The organism is Streptomyces sp. NBC_01166 (genome assembly GCF_045039765.1).
Classification (GTDB): domain Bacteria; phylum Actinomycetota; class Actinomycetes; order Streptomycetales; family Streptomycetaceae; genus Streptomyces.
In genome coordinates this window covers 7,129,264-7,148,603 of record NZ_CP108613.1, presented here as the reverse complement: position 1 = coordinate 7,148,603, position 19,340 = coordinate 7,129,264, and the positions used below count along the sequence as shown (strand labels likewise).

Genomic DNA, 19,340 nt, shown 5'->3' with positions numbered 1-19,340 from the left:
GTCTCAGCTCTGCTGCAGGAGCCGGTCACAGGCCTTGACAGCGTTGTCAAGAGCTTCCTTGGGACTCTGCTTCCCCTGGAGCGCCTTGGCGATCTGGTTGCGGAGCTCGGTCTTCATCTGTTCGCTGAACAGCACCGGCGTGTAATTGACGGCCGTCTTCAGCGACTTGGCCGCGGCTATCCGGACGCGGGTCTCGTCCGTGCCGTCCTCCTCGGTGAAGTACGGGTCGTCCAGGGATCCCGCGGTGCTCGGGAAGATGGCGACCTGCTTCGCGAACTGCATCTGGCGGGTCGCGTCGGTGACGTAGTGGGCGAAGGCCACGGAAGCGGGCTTCTGCTCGGTCTGCGCGTTCACCATGAGCCCCATGACGTACATGTTGGCCTTGCCGGTGTTGCTGACCTGGTCGGTGATGCCGATGTTCTTGTAGAGCCCCGGGGCCTGCTTCTTGAAGTTGGCCAGATCCAGCGCACTGCCGGGGTTCATCGCCACGGACTCGGTGAGGAACTTGTGCCCCGAGGACTCGGGTGTCGCGGTCAGCGCCTGCGGGTCGAGCGCCTTCGCATCGTACAACTGCTTGTACTTCGTGAGGAGTTCGACGCCCTTGGCATCGTTGAAGGTGAAGCCGGTGCCCTCGTCGTTCATCAGCCCACCGCCGTAGCGGCCGAAGTCCTCGATGGTGGGGACGTTCGCGAGGGCCGCGACCTTCCCGTCACTCGCCTCGGCCAGCTTCAGCCCGGCGGAGAAGACCTCGTCATAGGTGGACGGCGGCTTCGCCGCGTCGAGCCCGGCCTTCTCCAGCAGCCGCTTGTTGTAGAACATCGGCCCGGTGTTGAGGTACCAGGGGAAGGCGAACGTGCCTTCCGCACCCGGGACCTGATGGCTGGCCCACGCCTCCGGCAGGTACTCCTCGCGGTACTTCGACGCCGCCTTGTCGAGGTCGAGGGCGATTCCCGCCTCGGCCAACGGCGCCACCAGGTCGGGCGAGACGTTCACGACGTCCGGCAGGGTGCCGCCGGCGGCGTCGGCGCTGATCTTGTCCGCGTAGCCCTCGCCCGGACGGTCGACCCACTTGACCTCGGTGCCGGGGTACTTCTTCTCGAAGTCGGCGATCACACCGTTGAAGTAGTCCTTGAAGTTCGCCTGCAGGTTCCAGGTCTGGAAGGTGATCTTCCCTTCGACCTTGCCCGACGCGTCGGTGGAGCCCGCTCCGGAGCCGCCCCCGCAGGCGCTCAACGGCAGGACTGTGGCGAGTACGACGGCAGCGGCGGCTGCTCTGCGGGAGATGCGCACGGTGAACGGCTCCTTTGCTCGGACCAGGCATGCGAAGGGAAGCGGAGTGGTGAACCCGTCGGCGCCTTCGCTCGGCTGAGACTGCAAGGCACCTGAGTGAAAGTCAATACACTCATCGAAGATTGAATGAACTTTTCGGGATACATGCAGGTCAAGAGGTCGCCAGGCTCCAGTCCCCGTTGCGCACTAAAGCGCATTAGACCCCTGCAACTCAAGCGCATTAGTTGTTCGTTGGCTTCTCTCGACCCAGCCCTCGGCAAGGCTTACACTGCCCCGGGGCCGGGCGAAGACGCCGACCTCACTTGGGGACCACGGGGAACGCGGGAAAGAGGCACCGGGTGATACCGAAGGGACCGTCGGCCGAGTACATCTCACCGGCCAGACGCACACCGACACGCCGGCCGACCATGAAGGACATCGCGCAGCGCGCCGGAGTCTCGGAGAGCGCCGTCTCGTTCGCGCTCAACGGCCGTCCGGGTGTCTCGGAGATCACCCGCGACCGGATCCGGCGCGTCGCCGAACAGCTGGGCTGGCGGCCGAGTACAGCCGCGCGGGCACTGTCCGGGGAGGGGTCGGCCACCGTGGGGCTGGTCGTGGCGCGTCCGGCGGCCAACCTGGGTGTGGACTCGTTCTTCCTGCAGCTGATCTCCGGAATCCAGGAGGTGCTCGCCGAGCGTCAACTCGGCCTGCTCTTCCAGGTGGTGGAGGACGTGGCCGCCGAGTGCGCGGTCTACAGGCGCTGGTGGGCCGAGCACCGGGTCGACGGCGTGCTGATGGTCGACCCGCGTACGGACGATCCGCGTGCGGACCTGCTGGACGAGCTGGGCCTGCGCGCCGTCGTCATCGGCACGCTGCCCGGCGGGGACACGGGCCCGCACCCGGGTCTCTCGCAGATCCGCGCGGACGACGCGGGCGCCATGGCGGCGGTCGTCGGCCGTCTGCACGAGCTGGGGCACCGCCGCATCGTGCACATCGCGGGTCTGTCCAGCCTCGCCCACACAGACCGGCGCATCGAGTCCCTGCGGATCGAGGCCGACCGGCGCGGCCTGGCCGATGCGCACTCGGTGACGACGGACTACTCCGACATCGAGGGAGCGGCGGTCACCAGGAAGGTGCTGGAGCAGCCGGTGCCGCCGACGGCCCTGATCTACGACAACGATGTGATGGCCGCGGCGGGGTCCGCGGTCGCCACGGGCCTCGGCCTCGCGGTCCCGGACGACGTATCGGTCGTGTCGTGGGAGGACTCGGCACTCTGCCGGCTGACCGCACCGTGGCTGACGGCGCTCTCCCGGGACCCGGTCGCGTTCGGCCGGCTCGCGGCAGGGGAGCTGACCGTACTGCTCGACGGCGGCCCTGCCCGCACCGTGCAGGTTCCGCTTCCCCGGCTGATCGAGCGGGGCAGCACGGCGGCGGCGCGGGACGGCGGGGGCGGGGCGGGAGCGGTGCCGGCAGGGTGACCGGAAGATCCTGCCTCCACGGCCGGCGGCGCTCACCGCACCGGAGGGTTCCTGACCAACCGTTCCGGCCGTTCACGGGTGCTCCACCCCGGGTCCCCTGCGAGGCCTGCTCCCCCATGAGGCCGGAGAACCGTCATGAGGATCCGCAGAGCAGCGAAGGGCCTCGGCTGGTTCGGACTGCTCGGCCTGTTCCTCGCTCACGGCGCCTGCGGGACCTTCCGCGTGCAGGGCCGCCGCCGACGAGGCTGGACCGCGGTGGCCGCGGCCGGCTTCACCCTGGTCGCGGCGACGGCGGTGTTCCTGCTGCTCCACGCCACAGGCTGCGGCTGCCTGTGAAGCCGCCGCCCAGGCAACGGCGGCCGGGGCGCTTCTCGTCAGCCGCGCGCCCGGAACGCCGGCAGCCGGTACGAGGGGTCGGCCCGCGGGCGGTCCGGATCGGGCAGGGCGGTGAGTTCGGCCGCGAGCCGGGTGGCCGCCGTTCCGGGCAGCGCCAGTCGCGAGGCGTAGTCGCCCCGCAGCACCGCCCGTGCGGTACGCAGGGGCGAGCGCCCCTGCCCGTGTCCCGTGAAGCCGGCCTCGCCCGCCGGCTCCAGGCCGCAGGATCGCGCGTAACCGGTGACCAGGTCCGCCGCGTCGGCCGGTTGCGAGCTGCGGTAGGGGGTGAGCACCGCGTCGATGTCGCTGCCCACGTCGTGCCCGGCATCCTTGTCGACCGTGGCGACGAACACCCCGCCGGGCCGCAGCACCCGGGCCGCCTCGGCCACCACCTCGCGAACGAGGGCGTCACCGCGCAGCAGGTGCAGCAGCCAGACGGCGCTGACCGCGTCGACCGAGGCCGTGCGCAGGGGCAGTTGCCGTACGTCGGCGAGTGCGACCGCCCCGATCCGCTGCCGGGCCAGCCGCGCCATGCCGTACGAGGCGTCCGCGCCGAACACCCGGAGCGCCGGGCGGCCCTGGGAGATCTGCCGGGTGACCAGCCCCGTCCCGCAGCCGATGTCCAGCAGCGTTCGGGCGGACGGTGGCAGCAATTTGAGGACGGCGCCCGCGGCGGCCTCGGCCCGGGGTTCTCCACCGCGGGTCCTGTCGTAGCGGGCGGCTTCCGTGTCGTAATCCAGCACGACGCCACCCTAGGGGGCGCCCGTCAGATCCCGCGTCCGGGCTCCTCTCAGCCGAGCGTGATGTCCCCCCGGCGAGGCGGGACCGCGTCGAGTGCCGCGACCGTCGCCTCGTCGAGCGTGACCGCTCCCGCGTCGACGTTCGCCTCCAGGTGATCCGGGTCGGCCGTCCCGGGGATCAGCAGCAGGTTCGGGGCGTGGCCGAGGAGCCAGGCCAGGCCGACCTGTGCGGGAGTGACCTCCAGGTCGCGGGCGGCGGCGATCACGGCGGGCTCGTCGGACACCTTCGGCAGGCCGTCGAAGGCGCTGCCGAGGGGGAAGAACGGCACCCACGCGATGCCCTCGGCGAGACACAGCCGCAGCATGTCCTCGTCGTCGCGCGTGAGCAGGCTGTAGGCGTTCTGCACGCAGGCGATGCCGGCGGGGAGAGCCCTGCGCAGCCCGTCGAGCGTGACACTGCTGAGGCCGATCGCACCGATCTTGCCCTCGTCGCGCAGTGCCGTCATCACGGCGAGCTGGTCGTCGAGGTCGACGACCTGGTCGCCTTCGGCGCGCAGGCCGGGCCCGTTGTCCGCACGGCGCAGATTGACGAGCGGGATCTGTTCGAGTCCGAGGGCGGCCAGGTTGTCCTCGACACCTGCGCGCAACTGCTCGGGACGCTGCGCGAGGCGCAGAGGAAGGGGGCCATCGGGGTCGGGGGCTGCTCCGACCTTGCTGACCACCATGACGTCCTCCTCGGCGCGGATGGCCTCGCGGATCACATCGTTGACGAATCCATGGCCGTAGAACTGGGCGGTGTCGATGTGGTCGATCCCCAGCTCGACGGTGCGGCGCAGCAGCGCCACGGCCGCCTTGCGGTCGCCCGCGAGGCGTTCGAGCTGCATCGCGCCGAAGCCGACGCGGGAGACGGGGCGGCCGGCGAGCTGCCAGGGTCCTCCGGGGCGCCGCGCGCCGGAGGCCGTGTGCTGGAGAGATCGGGTGGAAGAGGCCATGGCGGTGTCCCGTTCTCGTGAGACGATGAATTAAGCGGAGTCACTCCGCTTAATCCAGGCTAGCAGTAAACGGAGGCCCTCCGCTTTGTCCGAGCACGAATCCCCGGCCACGGACCGCGGCGTCGCGGCGCCCGGCCGGCCGGTACGCGCCGACGCGCGGCGCAACCGCGACAGAATCCTCTCCGTCGCCCGAGCCGCCTTCGCCTCGACGGTCGAGGCCGTGCCTCTGGACGCGATCGCCCGCGAGGCCGGTATCGGGATCGGCACGCTCTACCGGCACTTCCCGACCCGGGAGGCGCTGGTGGAGGCCATCTACTCGGCGGAGCTGGACGAGGTGGTCTCCAGCGCGCCCGCGCTGCTCTCCGAACTGCCTCCCGAAGCCGCGCTCCGCGCGTGGATGGACCGGTACGCGGCGTTCCTCCAGGTCAAGCGCGGCATGTCGGCCACGCTGCGCGCGGGCTGGGCGTCGGGCAGCATCGCCACGCCCGCGACGCGGGAACGGATCACGGCGGCCATCGCGGAGATCCTCGACCGCGGCGCGCGGGCCGGCTCGCTGCGCGCGGACGTCGATCCGGAGAACGTCACGATGATGCTGCTCGGGGTCTTCCTCTCCACCACGGCGAGCGACTCGCCGGAGAGGACCGACCAGCTCCTCGACCTGGTCGTCGACGCGCTCCGGCACTCCGCGGGACGGAACGGCTGACGGACCGGGCGATCGCCTCATGAATCCGGACCTGGAGTACGTTCCACGTATTGCCGGTGGGTGCCGACGGCCATAACGTGCGCGCATGGAGCTGGAGTTACGTCATCTGCGCACCGTACGGGCGATAGCCGACACCGGCAGCCTCACCAAGGCAGCGGCGGCACTCGGGCTCGCGCAGCCCGCGCTCAGCGCACAGTTGCGGCGGATCGAGAAGGCGCTCGGCGGATCTCTCTTCGACCGGGACCACACAGGGGCGCGGCCCACCCTGCTCGGCGAACTGGTGCTGGAACGGGCCCGGGTGGTGCTGCCCGCGGTGAGCGGGCTCCAGGAGGAGGCGGTGCGCTTCGCCAACGCCCGGTCCACCATGGAGCGTTTCCGGCTCGGCGGCACGCACGGCCCGCTGCTCGGCGGCCTTGTCGACCGGCTCGCCGCCGCGCATCCGGCGGCGCCGGTGTCCACGTACACCTCGTGGTCGGTGGCGGAGATCGCCTCGCTGCTGATCGACGGCAGGCTGGACTTCGCACTGATCGGCGCCTGCGGGGAGAGCCCGCCGCCGTCGGCGGACCGGCTGGTCTGGCAGATCATCGGCGTCGACCCGGTGTTCGTCATGCTCCCGGAGAGCCACCCGCTGGCGGGCCGGCAGGAGCTCGAACTCTCGGCGCTGGCGGACGAGTGCTGGGCCGACGTGCCCGGCGACGGATGCTTCGCCGACTGCTTCACCGCCGCGTGCGCGCGGGCCGGCTTCACCCCGGCGTCGGTCTACGAGACGGACACGGCGTCCGTGGTGCATCTGGTCCAGGTGGGCCGGGCGATCGGGCTGTGCCGCGCCACGTTCCCGCCGGCCCCGGGCCTGGTGACCCGGCCCCTCGCGGGTTCGCCGCTGAGCTGGCGCCATCTGCTGGGCCGGCACCCGCGGTCCCCCGCATCGAGCGCCGCGGCCGCCGCGGTGGGCGGGCACACCCGTGCGGCGTACGCGGAGGCCGTGCGGCGCAGCGACAGCTACGCGAACTGGCTGGCCGCACACCCCCGCTTCGGCCCTGCTCCGTGAGGAGGGCGCCTACTCCGCGCCGTGCCCGGCGGCGACCGCCTCCACCCGCGCCGCCAGCGCGAGGTCCTTGCGTGTGACGGCGCCACCCGCGTCATGCGTGTGCACGGCGAGGGCCACCGTGTTGTAACCGAGCGTCAGGTCCGAGTGGTGGTCGAGCTCGTCCTGGATCTGGGCGACGTGGACGGTGAGCCCGGCGGCGGCGAAGTGGGAGGGCAGCCGGTAGGTACGGGTGATCCGGTCCCCCTCCAGCTTCCATCCGGGCAACTCGCGCAGACCGGCCTGGATGTCGTCTGCGGACAGCGGTTCAGCGGGCATTCGGCGGCTCCTCGGCGTACGGGGTGGGGTCGGCGGTGCCTGTGACGTTACGGCCCGCGTGCGCCGGCTGTCGCGCCTGACACGGGGAGGGGCTGCCGCTGCCGGCCGGGGCCCACGTCATGCCCCGTCGCGCGGCCTGGTCCAGGGCGCGTCGGTCCGGGCCAGCAGGGTCGCCACCGTGCTCAGGACGGCCAGGAGGACCACGGCGAGGACCAGCGGCAGCGTCGGGTGACCGTTCAGCAGGACCAGAGCACCGATGAAGGCACCGGCCAACAGGGCGGCGGCCGAGAGGAGCCGGCGGCCCGCCCGGCCGCCGGGCCCCTTGGCGAACCGGCTGTCGGCCACGGCGCCGGTCAGGGTGCGGGTCAGCACCGTGGTGGTGAGGTCGGGTACGGCGAGCGCCCGGACCGCGGCGTTCTGCACACCGAGCCCGAGGGCGAGCAGCACGATGAGAGCGAAACGGACTCCCCCGGTGTACGGCCCGCCCGAGACCAGCGTGACGATCATGGCGGCGGTGACGAAGACGGTCTCGACGAGAAGCGCGTACTGCAACTGCCGGCCCCGGTGCGCCCTCGCCCGGTGGACGGTGACGCCGCCGGCCAGCGCCCCGGCCCCGAACGACACGAGCGCCACGATCGAGGCGAGCGTCGAGAAGCCCGCCGCGCCGGCGAGGGCGAATCCCATGAAGACGACGTTGCCTGTCATGTTGGCGACGAAGACATGCCCGAGGAGCAGATAGCTGAACGCGTCGACCAGCCCGGTGAGCACGGTCAGGACGAGCATCACCGGCGGCAGCGGCCCGTGCGGGCCGCCCATGTCCGGTACGAGCGTGTCCCGGGCCTCACGCAGCACGAGGGGCATGAGGGGCACACTCCGATCACTCGACGTGGTCAGGATTGTGCCCCGGCCCGGCGCTCGCCCCCTCCGTACGCGCCGGGCGGGACGTCATACGCCCCGCCCGGCCCGCCATGACGGGAGGCCCTAGACGCGTGCCCCGTTGTCGGCGGGGTCCCGGCGTGGCTCGCCGACCGCCTTCCTGCGCCCCGGTGCCCGCTTGCGGGCGGGCGGTGGGGCCTTGCTGCTCCTCTCCAGGAGGAGCGCTCCCGGTACGGCGGTCATCACCGAGGAGTACGTCCCCACGCAGATGCCGATGAGAAGGGCGAGCGCGAAGTCCGCCAGCGAGTCACCGCCCAGCACCGCGAGGGCGACCAGGATGAACAGGGCGCCCATCCCCGTGTTGACGGTGCGTGGGACGGTCTGCAGGACGGCACGGTTGGCCACGTCGGCGACCGGGGTGCGCCGGCTCCTGGCCCAGAGCTCCCGTACCCGGTCGAACACCACCACGGAGTCGTTGACGGAGTAACCGATGACGGTGAGCAGGGCGGCCAGGAAGATCCCGTCGACGGGGCGACCGAGCCAGGCGAAGGCGCCGACCAGGATGACGACGTCGTGGACCAGGGCCCCGACCGACGCCACGGCGAACGTCCAGCGGAAGCGGGCCGCGAGATAGGCGAGTTGCACGAGCACGGCCACGCCCAGGGCGATCAGGGCGTTGCGCCGCAGTTCGTCCCCCAGGCTGGGGCCGATCAGCTCGTCGCGCACCTTCGTGGCCCCGCCGCCCTCCCCGGCGAGCGCGGCCCGCAGGGCGTGTTCCCCGTCGTTGTCCAGTTTCCCGGTGCGCACGGAGAGGTCGTGCTCGCCCGCCGTGGTGACCTCGGCGTCGGTGAATCCCGCGGCGGCGATCCTGTCGCGGGCGGTCTCGACGTCGACGGGGCGGCTGGTGGAGTACTCCACCAGCCGCCCGCCGGTGAATTCGACCCCCAGATCGACTCCGCGCACGAGGATGCCGGTCACGGCGACGAGGACGAGCGCGGTGGACATCATCAGCCAACGGCGCGGAGCCCTGAACAACTGGGGGTCGCGGGCGTTCAGCCAGGTGCGTACACGGCCGGGCCGTGCGATGCCGTTGACGCCGGCGTAGTCACCGACGAACCGGGATCCCGCCGCGATCTCGGTGAGCGCCCGGGCGATGACGAGCGCGGAGAACATCGAGACCAGGACACCGATGGCGAGGGTGACTCCGAAGCCCTTGACCGGGCCCGAGCCCAGGAAGAAGAGGAGGCCGGCGGCGATCAGCGTGGTGACGTTGGAGTCGGCGACGGCGCTCCAGGCGTTACGGAATCCGGCGCTCAGCGCGGAGCGCAGTGAACCGTTCCGCCGCTCCGCGTACTCCTCCCGTGCCCGTTCGAAGACAAGGACGTTGGCATCGACCGCCATTCCGATGGCGAGGACGAAGCCGGCGAGTCCAGGCAGGGTCAGAGTGACGCCGAGGACGACGAGCACCGCGTACGAGATCACTCCGTAGGCGGCGAGGGCGAGCGCGGCGAGCGCACCGAACAGCCGGTACATGAAGGTGATGAAGAGCGCCGTGGCTGCGGCGCCGATGAGGGCGGCCTGGGCGCTGGCGTCGATGGCTGCCGCCCCGAGGGTCGGGCCGACGGTCCGCTGCTCGACGATCTCCACGGGGACGGGGAGGGCGCCGCCCTTGATGAGCAGGGCGAGGTCGCGCGCCTCGTCGGCGCTGAAGGAGCCGGTGATCTGGGTGGATCCGGAGGCCAGTCCCACCTTGCAGCCGACCGACGGGTCGACCTGCGGCGAGGAGATGACCTTCCCGTCGAGGACGATCGCGACGCGGCGCCGCTCGTCCTGGGCCGGGTTGCACGCGGCCTCCCCGGTGAGATCGGTCCACTTCCCGCCCGCGTCCTTGTGGAAGTCGAGGGAGACGCTCCAGCCCGTGCCCTGCTGCGCGTCGAAGTTCGCGGTGGCGTCCTTGACTCCGGCGCCGGAGAGCTGCGTAGGGCCGAGATCGAGGAGCCCGCCCTGTTCGTCGGGGAGTGTCGGCCCGTCCCCGGCCGCGTCGGTCTCCGCGTCCTGCTGCTCCCGGGTTCCGGGGCCCTGGACGGCGTGGAAGCTGAGCTGGGCGGTTCTGCCGATGACCTCGGCGGCCTGGCGCGGGTCCTGGACGTCGGGCAGTTCGACGATGATCCGGTCCTCGCCCGAGCGGGTCAGGACGGGTTCGGCGACGCCGAGTGAGTCGATGCGCTGCCGCAGTACCTCCAGGGTGCGATCGGTGCTCTCCCGGTCCGCCTTCGCGGTGCCGGAGTCCTTGGCCTGCAGCACCATCCGGGTGCCGCCCTGGAGGTCGAGGCCGAGTCTGGGTGACATGGTCAGCGTGATGAACACGGAGACGAGCAGAACGGCGGCAGCCAGAACCGCTCGCACCGTGGTGGCGCGAGTCATGGGAGTCCCCTTGAGTGGGCGTCGTCCGCCCTGGCCTCAGAGGGGAGGGCGGGGCGACGGGTCTGTGGAACAGGACCGGCGAAGGGCCGGCTGACCGGCCGTCACCCCTGGAGGACCCCGCACACCGGGAAGCGCCGCGCCTGCCCTTACGACGATGAACGGGCCCGTTCCCGCTGCTCCCGGCGCGATGCCCCGAGGCAGGGGGAGGCCCTGCGGACGCGGTGCGAGGGCGCCGTGGCCGGGCGGGGGAACGTGGTGCGGGGCGTGGGGGCGGTCGGCGCCCGCACGCGGCACCAGGCCGACGGCGGGATCGGCGATGTGCTCGGCGGGGGCGGCAGCGTGCGCGACGCCGGAGTCGGCGTGCGCGACGCCGGTGACAGCATGCGCGGCGCCGGTGACAGCATGCGCGACGCCGGTGACAGCATGCGCGGCGCCTGGGCCTGGCGCCGGGAGTGTGGTTCCGGCGGCGGCCGGCGCGCCCCCGAGAAGAGTCAGGACGGTGAGGAGCAGCGCGGCAACAAGGTGCCGCACCTCGTGCCGCGGTGGGCCGGGCGGTCGCGCGTCATGCGCTCGTGCGTCGTGCGGTCGCGCATTGTGCGGTCGCGCGCCGAGTGTCCGCGCGTCGTGCGGTCGCGTGCCGTGCGGCGCCCTAGGGGGCGCGTTCCCCCGGGGTGCCCCCGGGAGGGGGCTCACCTCAGCCGGACCGGGCGGAGGGACACCGCACCCACACCGGCGCGGGCCGGCACGGAGTCCAGGATCAGCGCGGCGCCCCGCACGACGGCGGTCGACGGGTCGGGCGCGATGCGCACCGGCGCACCGAGGCAGCCCGCGATCAGGTCGGTGACGTCGTGGCGGAGCGCTCCGCCACCGGTGAGCACGGGGCCACGGCGCAACGCTCCGCGAACCGCGCCGTGCTGGTCCTCACGCCACATGGACGTGATCATATCGAGGACGCTACGGACGAGTTCCGCCGGCAGTGACCGCGGTTCGAGATCGCTGAGTCCCGCATCGGCCTGGCGGGCGTCCACGACCCTTCCGTCCACGAGCAGGGCGACTTCGGTCAGCTCGGCACCCATGTCGACGACCAGCACCGGACCGCTGCCCAGCCCGGCGGACGCGGCCACGGCGCTGGCGCTGTTCAGGACCAGTGCCCCGGACGCGCCCAGAGCGGCGAGGAGTTCCCCGGCCAGCGTGCGGTGTTCCCGTCCGGCCAGGACCGGGTGGCTCAGCACGATCACGCTGTCCTGCCGGTGCTCGCCGAGCGCGGTGTCGGCGAGGCGGCCCAGCAGTCCGGCGCAGGACGCCGCGTCGACGATGCGCCCCCGCCGGACCGGCCGGCCGCCATGGTCCTCCCACCCGGCCGGTCCGCCGGCGACAAGGCCCCGCCCCGGGACCCAGGCACGGGCCCCGGAGCTGCCCAGGTCGATGGCCAGTCCCCTGACGGGACCGGGACGGTGCGCCGCTCCTGAGTGTGCGACCCGCTGCCGGAGGACCTGCCGGCCGCGCCGCCGTCCGTCACGCGAAGAACGCATCGGGCCCTCACCCTCAGGTCTGCCGCCCCAGCCGCCCGTACTCACCGACCGCTGATAGCGAGGCATGATCGAGCCCTCACTATGCATTACAAGGAACGGAAAGGCCACTCTCTTGACAATTCCAAGGCTTGGGTCCGCGTGTACCTTTCACGCCTCCGAGGCGAGATAGCTCTCGACCAGCTCGGCGAACTCCTCGGGCGCGGCTATCCGGACTCCCAGATCCTCGGCCTTGGTCCGCTTGGACCCTGCCTTCTCGCCGGCGACCAGCAGGCTGGTGCGCTTGGAGACACTGGAGGAGGACTTCCCGCCGGCCCGCTCGATCAGCTCGTTCATCTGATTGCGCGAGAGCTTTTCGAGCGCCCCGGTCATGGCTCCGGTGACCACGACCGTCATCCCGGCGAGCGGCAGCCCGGCCGCCGTCCGGTCCTCGGCTCCGCCCTCCGGCTCGGCTCCGGGCTCCGGCGGAGGAGTCGCACCGGGCTCGGTCATATTGACGTCCGCGGCCACCAGCTTGCCGATCAGCGGCGCCAGCTCGGCGAGCTCCGTGACGACCGCCGCGGCCTTCTCCTTGCCGATTCCGTCGACCTGCTGCAACGCCTCGGCGTCCGCCGCGACGATCCGGTCCATCGAGGCGAAGTAGCGGGCGATCCGGCGGGACATGGAGCGGCCCGTGCCCCGCACACCGAGGGCGCAGAAGACGCGGGACAGCGGGCGGGTCCTGGCCGTCTCGATGGCCGCCAGCAGATTGTCGGTGGAGGTCTCCCCCATCCGCTCCAGCGAGAGCAGCTGGTCCCGCTCCAGTGTGAAGAGATCGGCGAAGTCCCGGACGAGGCCGGCGTCGACGAGCTGGACGACCCGGGTCGCGCCGAGCCCTTCGATGTCGAGCTGGTCACGGCCCGCCGCGTAGGAGATGGAGGCGACCAGGCGGCAGTCGCGGCCCCGGACGCAGCGCCAGCGCTGCTCGCTCATGTCGATCTCCGACCCGCACTGGGGGCAGACCTCGGGGAACTCGACCGGCTTCTCCTCACCCGTCCGCAGATGTGCGACCGGGGCCTCGATGCGGGGGATGATGTCACCCGCCTTGTAGACCATCACATGGTCGCCCAGGCGCAGATCGCGGCGCGTGATGTCGGCCGGGTTGTGCAGCGTGGCGTAGCTGACGGTGGATCCGTCGATCTCGACGGGCTCCAGCACCGCGCGGGGCGCGATGATGCCGGTCCTGCCGACGTTCCATTCGACGCCCAGCAGCCGGGTGACCTTCTCCACCGCCGGGAGCTTGTAGGCGATGGCCCAGCGTGGCGCCCGCGTGCCCGACCCCGCGTCGCGCTGGTCGGCCGCCAGGTCCGCCTTGATCACGATGCCGTCGATCCCGAACGGCAGGGACGCGCGCAGGGCCGCGATGTCCTCGACCCCGGCCTGCACCTCCTCGACCGTGGTGACGGTGCGCGGGGCGACCGCGGTGTCCGCGGCCGTGTGCACGCCGAGCCCCGCGACATACTCCAGGACCTCGCCGTGCGGGAGTTCGGCCAGGGTGGCGGTCAGTTCGCCGGATTCGGGCAGCGCGAGCGCGCCGTACGCGAAGAAGGTCATCTCCACGCGGTACGGACGGTCCTTGGCCCGCAGGGTGCCCGCCGCCCCGTTGCGCGGATTGGCGAAGGGAGCGGCTCCGTGCTCGGTGCGCACGGTATTGGCCTGCTCGAACTGCTCGTTGGTCATGAGGATCTCGCCGCGCACCTCCAGGGTCACGGGAGCCCCGAGCCGGTCGGGCAGGCCGAGCACCGTACCGATGGCGTGCGAGACGTCCTCCCCGGCCGTCCCGTCACCTCGGGTGATCAACCGGTCGAGGCGGCCCTGCCGGTAGCGTGCGGCGACGGCGAGACCGTCGAGCTTCGGCTCCACGCTCCAGGCGGCGACACACCTGCCTATACGCCGCTCCACGGAGGCGGTCCACGTGACGAACTGCTCGGCGGAGAAGACATTGTCCAGCGAGAGCATCGGGACGGTGTGCGGCACGTCCCCCGAGGCCGCCCCGCCCGCGACCTTGCCGGTCGGCGAGGCGTCCAGCACCTCCTGCGGGTGCTCCTCCTCGTAGGCCGCGATCCCGCGCACCAGGCGGTCGTACGCATCGTCGTCGAGCGTGCTCTCACCTGTGGCGTAATACGCGGCGGCGGCACGCTCGGCTTCTTCCACAGCGGCCGCGTAGGCGGCGGTGTCGGCGAGCACACCGACTGAGTTCGTCGTCATGACCACCATCCTGCCGTCCACCACTGACAACGCCTTCCGGCCACCATCCGGGACCATCGACGAGAGAGCGCTCTCCCATGATTCGTTCCAGCAACTCGGTTCAAGCGGCAGGTAATTGAGGCCCCTACGCGGAGTCTTGACATGCTTACATCACACTTCTACGTTCCATGAGAGAGCGCTCTCTCCCCGGCCGGACAACCGGTCGGAGGCCCCCCACTTCTCGGAACAGGAGTGCCGTGCTCTTCCTCAGCAGACGTAAGCCCGGACACCGCGGACGCGGAACCCTCCCGCCGTGGCGCTACCGGATCGCGGGGCTGGCCGCCGCCGCCCTGGCCCTGACCCTCGTCCAGGCCAACGCGGGAAACGCAGCCGGTGACCGGACCGCACAGCCCGGGCCGAAGGCCGCGGCCGATGTCGTCCGGGTCGCGGAGTTCCTCGCGGAATGCCCCTACACCCACCGCGCTCCCGACGATCCGATCGTGCTGCCCGACCTCCCCGGCGCCTCGCACATGCACAGCTTCTTCGGCAACGACACCACCAATGCCCATTCCGACCTGGCCTCGTTGGAGAAGGGCCGCACCAGCTGCTCACCCACGACCGACCTGTCCTCGTACTGGGTCCCCACGCTGTACGACGGCGCCAAGGAGGTGGAGCCCACCGGCACCACCTTCTACTACCTCGGCGAGGGAGTGCGGGACGACGTCATCCGTACGATCGAGCCGCTCCCCCGGGGGCTGCGGATCGTCGCGGGCAACGCGAAGGCGACCGGCCCCGACGACAACACCATCTCGCGCTGGTCGTGTCTGCACCACGGTGAGGTCAACCCGTCCCACGACTTCGTCAACTGCCCGGCCGGCTCCATGCTGGAGAGTTACCTCGACTTCCCCCAGTGCTGGAACGGCACCGACCTCGACTCGGCCGACCACAAGAGCCACATGGCCTATCCGGTGGGCGGCGCCTGCCCGTCGACCCATCCGGTCGCGGTGCCCAAGCTGCGCCAGGTCCTGCGTTATCCGGTCAACGGTGACCCGGCACGGCTCCGACTGGCCTCGGGGCGCGGTTACACCATGCACGGCGACTTCTTCAACGTATGGCCCGAGGCCGAGATGGCACAGCGGGTCCGCGACTGCATCAACGCCATCATCAAGTGCGGCGCCGACGGCACCCCCTGATCTGCCGTGGATCCACTGTCCACCGGTGTCTGTCCGGGCCCACGCGGCCCGGGCAGGCGCCCTCGCGCAAGGAACACCTGCCGATGCCGGTCCGTCGCACCGCAGCGCTGCTTCTCCTGCTCGCCGTCCTGACCTCGTGCGCCCGGGACGGAGAACGGCCTCCGGAATCCCGGCCCGTGCCGTCGCGTACGACGGACGGTGCCGCCTCCTCCGCGGACCCGACCGACTCCGCCTGGGTCCAGTTGATGATCCCTATGAACCAACAGGCCCTGATCCTGCTGGACCTCGCGGCGGAGAAGGCCACCGTTCCACGGCTGCGGGACTGGGCCTCCCGCCTGCAGACCTCCCAGAACACCGAACTGGAGGCGCTGCGGGGGCTGCGGGACCGGATGGGGCTGCCGGACACCGACCTGCACAAGGGGCACGACATGCCGGGCATGGTGACGGCCGAGGACCTCGAGGATGCCCGTAGGGCCGAAGGGGCGGCCTTCGACCGCCTGCTGGTGGAACAGATCCGCGACCATCTGCGCCAGTCGGAACAGGTCTCGCGCTCGGAGGTGTCGGCGGGCAGCCGGGCGGAGGCCAGGGCACGGGCCAGGGAGCTCGTCACCGCGCGTGCGGCGCAACTGACCGCCCTGACGGCGCTGCCCACGGGCAAGCACACCCGCTGACGTGCCGGAAGCCTTCGCATGCCCGTCGGATCACCTTGTATAAAGACTGCATGACTGCCGACGTATCGCCGCCCGTACGCCCCGCCACCTTGGAGGACGTGGCCGCGGTGGCGGGCGTCTCCCGGGCGACCGTGTCCCGTGTGATCAACGGCGCGACCACGGTGGACCCGGCTTTGCGGCGGGTCGTGGAGGAGGCGGTGGCCGCCACCGGCTACGTCCCCAATCGTGCGGCGCGTTCGCTCGTGACCCGGCGCACCGATTCGATCGCCCTGGTGGTGTCCGAGCGTGAACGGCGCCCGGTCTCCGAGCCGTTCATCGGCCGGATGTTCTCCGACCCGCACTTCGGACGCGTGGTCGGCGGGCTGTTGGACGTGCTGCGCCCCGCCGGTATCCAGATGGTGCTGATGCTCTCCGACGACGAGGCCTCCCGCAATCAGCTCCTGTCGTATCTCCGCCAGGGACACGTCGACGGGGTGGTGCTGATCTCCTCGCACGCCGACGACCCGCTGCCCGGGCTGCTCCACGACACCCGGCTGCCCGCCGTGCTGGCCGGCCGGCCCCGGCGGCCCTCGCCGCTCACCTACGTCGAGGCGGATCAGCGGGCGGGGGCCCAGATGGCGGCCGACCACCTGGCGGCCCTGGGCCGGCGGCGTATCGGGACGGTGGCGGGCCCGCAGGACATGCCCGCGGGGCAGGTGCGTCTGACCGGCTTCCTGGACGCGCTGGAGCAGCACGGCATCGGGGACGTGGTGACCGCCGAGGGGGACTTCACCCAGTCGGGCGGGGCTTCGGCGATGCGCCGGCTGCTGAGTGAACGGCCGGATCTGGACGCTGTGTTCATCGCCTCGGACCTGATGGCGCTGGGCGCCCTGCCCGTGCTGCTCCGGGCGGGCAAGGATGTGCCGGGGGACGTGGCGGTGGTGGGTTTCGACGACAGCAACGCGGCGGTGGCGTGCGATCCGCCGCTGACGACCGTACGTCAGCCGGTGGAGGAGATGGCCTCCGAGATGGCCCGGCTCCTCCTGAAGCAGATCGGCAAACCGGGCTCCGGCCCCGCACCCTCCGTGGTCTTCCACCCGACGCTGGTGCGGCGCGAGTCCGCCTGAGGCCCGGGGCCTCTCACCCGCGTGGGCCCGGGACGGCGTCGCCGGGGTCCGGGACGTCGGCACGGACAGGGACGTCCGCGCCGGCCGGCCCCTCCGACTGCGGTCCGACCGGGAACGGTTGTCCGACCGGCAGCGGTTGTCCGTCCGGGAACGGTTCGTCCACCCGCACCGCCCCGGTGAAGCCCTCCTGCCGCAGCGGCACCTGGGGCCCGGACAGCTCCCTCAGCCAGCGTGCCAGCACCCGGTGCACCGCCTCCGCGCCCACCGGACCGGCCTGAGGAACGCCTACCGGACGGGCCGGGGACGCCCCCCGGGGAGCATCCGCCGCCACGGCGTCGAGGGGGTCCGTCAGCGTCCGCGGCCACAGCAGGAAGGGCCGCGACTGTTCACCGCCCAGTCCGCCGTGCGAGCCGATCTGCTCCTCGAAGGCGTGTACGCGGCCGGTCTCCGGGTCGTACATCGAATTGACCATGACGTCGGCGACGTGCGGAAAGCCGTCGGTCCGCCGCACCGCGTCCGCCGCACCGGCCCCGAAGACGGCCAGCGGCCCTTCCCCGTCCGTCAGCTCCGCCACCGGGACCTCCGCCCCGCCGGGCCCGAGCACCACCGACCCGTGCCTCTGGCTCCGTACGAGCAGGAAGCCGATCCCCGGATGGGAGGCGAGCGTGCCGAGCAGTGCGGGGTAGCGCCGGTCGAGCTGCTCGCGCGTGGCCCGCCCCTCGATGTCCGGGAACGACAGCAGCCCGAGATTTCCGGAGGCGAGCACCACCGGGTCGGAGGTCTTGGCCGGGTGCTCCGCCTCCTGCTCCCCGGCGACCGGCCTGTGCAGCGCGATGCGCACGGCGTCGCGGGCCTCGGAGGCGCTGCGGGTGCGCTGAGCGCTGCGGGGCACGGGCAGCCCGCAGCCTGCCCGTACGAGGTCCTTGAGTGTGAGGCCGTAGCGTCCCGCGAAGGTCTCCCCCGGGCTCTGACCGTGGTCGGACAGCAGCACGATCCGGTAGTCGCGCGGGGTGTGGTCGGCGATCTTGAGGATGAGCCCCAGCGACCGGTCGAGCCGTGTCAGGACCTTCTCCGCGTCCCTGCTGAACGGCCCGGAGTGATGGGCCACCTCGTCGTAGGCGACCAGGTCGGCGTAGACCGCGGTGCGTCCCGCGAACATGTCGCCGATCACCGCGGCGACCACCACGTCACGTTCCACGACGGTCGCGAAGGCCCTGATGAAGGGGTAGAGCCCGCCGCGCTTGACCCTGGGGGTCTCCTTCCGCACCCGTGCCCGGACGGACTGGCCGATCTCGCGGCCCACCTCGGCGACGAAGGAGAGGGCGGTACGGACCGCGTTGGCCGGGTCGGAGAAGTAGGCGAAGTAGCCGGCGCGCGAGCGGCGCCCCTTGCCGAGCCTGGCGGCCATCGACAGGACCAGGGCGAGCTGGTCCGCGCCGCCGCTGAAGAGGTTGCCCCGGCTGGCGCCGTCGACGGTCAGCAGGCCGCCGTCGTGGGTGCGGGCGATGGCCCTGCGCTGCAGTTCGAGTGCGCTCGCCGGTCTGCTGGAGACCATGACGGTGCCGGTCTCCTTCTCGAACCAGCGGAAGGCCGGCACGTCGTAGTTGCTGCCGTGCAGGATGCCGAGCTGGCTGGCGCCGGTCTGGCTGGACCAGTCCGTGGTCCACGGGGTGAGCCGGTGGCCCGCCTCGTCGGAGAGCAGACCGGCCACCGTCGGCATGAGTCCGTCGGCCGCGGCCCGTTCGAGTACGTCGTGGCCCACACCGTCGAGCTGGACGAACACGATCCCGGGCGGGCCGCCACGGCCGCCGTCCGCGGTCTGCGGCATGCCGCTGCGTCTGCGGCGCCGGTCCGCGAGGCGGGAGAGTCTGCGCCGGTAGGCGTCGTCGTCACGGACCGCGAGGGCCGTGGAGGTCGCGGAGGCGACGGCCGACATGACGGCGGCCACGACCACGGCGGTCTCCGGGTCGGCGTCCCCGCGCCCGTCCGGGATGAGCCGCAGGGCGATCAGCAGCAGCGAGCCGTTGAGGAAGAAGACCAGGGCGCCCAGCACCAGGGCGGGCACGATGAGCAGCGATCTGACGAGCACCGGCCACACCAGGGCGGACAGCAGACCGAAGGCGCCCGCGCCCCAGGCCGCGGTGAAGGCGGTCCTCGTGACGGTGTCCCCGTTGTCGGCCTGGAGCTGGAAGTCGGGCAGGATCCCCGCCAGCGCCAGCATGGTGAGCGTGGAGACGGCCCACACCGAGATCACGCGTATGAGGGTTCCCCCCGCCCTGCGCCATCGCCCGTCACTCACGCCGTTCCACCTCACGTCCGGGCCCCGTGTTCGGCATGGGCCCGCATCAAGCCTGTCATAGCCGTTCCGGGATCTTCCCAGGCCCCGGGCCCTCTC

Annotated in this window: 16 protein-coding genes; 7 read left to right on the top strand and 9 right to left on the bottom strand. The window is 71.9% G+C overall.

The genetic code is table 11. The annotated features are described in order from the left end of the window. Positions 1 to 3: 3 nt before the first annotated feature. A complete protein-coding gene (locus tag OG379_RS32340; protein WP_405666634.1) occupies positions 4 to 1,290 on the bottom strand; it encodes an ABC transporter substrate-binding protein in 1,287 nt (428 codons plus the stop codon). Between the two features lie 407 nt (positions 1,291 to 1,697). On the opposite strand from OG379_RS32340, the gene OG379_RS32335 reads away from it, so the two are divergent. Both OG379_RS32335 and OG379_RS32330 read left to right on the top strand, forming a co-directional pair. Continuing rightward, complete coding sequence (locus tag OG379_RS32335) at positions 1,698 to 2,747, top strand: LacI family DNA-binding transcriptional regulator (protein WP_405666632.1); 1,050 nt, start codon at positions 1,698 to 1,700, stop codon at positions 2,745 to 2,747. A 135-nt stretch (positions 2,748 to 2,882) separates the two neighbouring features. Then, positions 2,883 to 3,083, top strand: a complete 201-nt coding sequence (locus tag OG379_RS32330; protein WP_405666631.1) for a hypothetical protein — start codon at positions 2,883 to 2,885, stop codon at positions 3,081 to 3,083. 38 nt (positions 3,084 to 3,121) lie between these two features. Here the strand turns inward: OG379_RS32330 and OG379_RS32325 are convergent, their stop codons facing one another. After that, positions 3,122 to 3,865 carry a class I SAM-dependent methyltransferase gene (locus OG379_RS32325; protein ID WP_405666629.1) on the bottom strand — a complete coding sequence of 248 codons (744 nt, stop codon included), beginning with the start codon at positions 3,863 to 3,865 and terminating at the stop codon, positions 3,122 to 3,124. 47 nt (positions 3,866 to 3,912) lie between these two features. Continuing rightward, positions 3,913 to 4,854: an aldo/keto reductase gene (locus OG379_RS32320; protein ID WP_405666628.1), complete on the bottom strand. Its 942-nt coding sequence runs from the start codon at positions 4,852 to 4,854 to the stop codon at positions 3,913 to 3,915. An 85-nt stretch (positions 4,855 to 4,939) separates the two neighbouring features. Between OG379_RS32320 and OG379_RS32315 the strand changes: the two genes are divergently transcribed. After that, positions 4,940 to 5,557 (top strand): TetR/AcrR family transcriptional regulator, encoded by a 618-nt coding sequence (locus OG379_RS32315; protein WP_405666627.1) that lies wholly within the window; start codon positions 4,940 to 4,942, stop codon positions 5,555 to 5,557. Between the two features lie 85 nt (positions 5,558 to 5,642). Then, positions 5,643 to 6,605: a LysR substrate-binding domain-containing protein gene (locus tag OG379_RS32310; RefSeq protein ID WP_405666626.1), complete on the top strand. Its 963-nt coding sequence runs from the start codon at positions 5,643 to 5,645 to the stop codon at positions 6,603 to 6,605. A gap of 9 nt (positions 6,606 to 6,614) precedes the next feature. Here OG379_RS32310 and OG379_RS32305 read toward each other — a convergent pair whose 3' ends face one another. The 5 genes from OG379_RS32305 to ligA all read right to left on the bottom strand — a co-directional run bounded on the left by OG379_RS32305 (position 6,615) and on the right by ligA (position 13,996). Then, the gene (locus OG379_RS32305) at positions 6,615 to 6,920 is read right to left on the bottom strand and encodes a 4a-hydroxytetrahydrobiopterin dehydratase (RefSeq protein WP_393760737.1); all 306 of its coding nucleotides are present in this window, start codon (positions 6,918 to 6,920) and stop codon (positions 6,615 to 6,617) included. A gap of 117 nt (positions 6,921 to 7,037) precedes the next feature. Then, the gene (locus OG379_RS32300) at positions 7,038 to 7,781 is read right to left on the bottom strand and encodes a YoaK family protein (protein ID WP_405666625.1); all 744 of its coding nucleotides are present in this window, start codon (positions 7,779 to 7,781) and stop codon (positions 7,038 to 7,040) included. A 120-nt stretch (positions 7,782 to 7,901) separates the two neighbouring features. Further along, positions 7,902 to 10,220 carry a protein translocase subunit SecD gene (secD, locus tag OG379_RS32295; protein ID WP_405666623.1) on the bottom strand — a complete coding sequence of 773 codons (2,319 nt, stop codon included), beginning with the start codon at positions 10,218 to 10,220 and terminating at the stop codon, positions 7,902 to 7,904. Between the two features lie 689 nt (positions 10,221 to 10,909). Then, the gene (locus OG379_RS32290) at positions 10,910 to 11,752 is read right to left on the bottom strand and encodes a rod shape-determining protein (RefSeq protein WP_405666621.1); all 843 of its coding nucleotides are present in this window, start codon (positions 11,750 to 11,752) and stop codon (positions 10,910 to 10,912) included. 147 nt (positions 11,753 to 11,899) lie between these two features. Next, a complete protein-coding gene (gene ligA, locus OG379_RS32285; RefSeq protein ID WP_405666619.1) occupies positions 11,900 to 13,996 on the bottom strand; it encodes an NAD-dependent DNA ligase LigA in 2,097 nt (698 codons plus the stop codon). Between the two features lie 236 nt (positions 13,997 to 14,232). On the opposite strand from ligA, the gene OG379_RS32280 reads away from it, so the two are divergent. The 3 genes from OG379_RS32280 (at position 14,233) to OG379_RS32270 (ending at position 16,945) form a co-directional block, all read left to right on the top strand. Continuing rightward, positions 14,233 to 15,168, top strand: a complete 936-nt coding sequence (locus OG379_RS32280; protein WP_405666617.1) for a DUF1996 domain-containing protein — start codon at positions 14,233 to 14,235, stop codon at positions 15,166 to 15,168. 83 nt (positions 15,169 to 15,251) lie between these two features. Then, positions 15,252 to 15,839, top strand: coding sequence for a DUF305 domain-containing protein (locus OG379_RS32275; RefSeq protein ID WP_405666615.1), 588 nt, complete (start codon positions 15,252 to 15,254; stop codon positions 15,837 to 15,839). 50 nt (positions 15,840 to 15,889) lie between these two features. After that, entirely contained in the window at positions 15,890 to 16,945 is a 1,056-nt protein-coding gene (locus OG379_RS32270; RefSeq protein WP_405666613.1) for a LacI family DNA-binding transcriptional regulator, read from the top strand. A 13-nt stretch (positions 16,946 to 16,958) separates the two neighbouring features. Here the strand turns inward: OG379_RS32270 and OG379_RS32265 are convergent, their stop codons facing one another. Beyond that, the gene (locus tag OG379_RS32265; protein ID WP_405666611.1) at positions 16,959 to 19,244 is read right to left on the bottom strand and encodes an alkaline phosphatase family protein; all 2,286 of its coding nucleotides are present in this window, start codon (positions 19,242 to 19,244) and stop codon (positions 16,959 to 16,961) included. Positions 19,245 to 19,340: the final 96 nt, after the last annotated feature.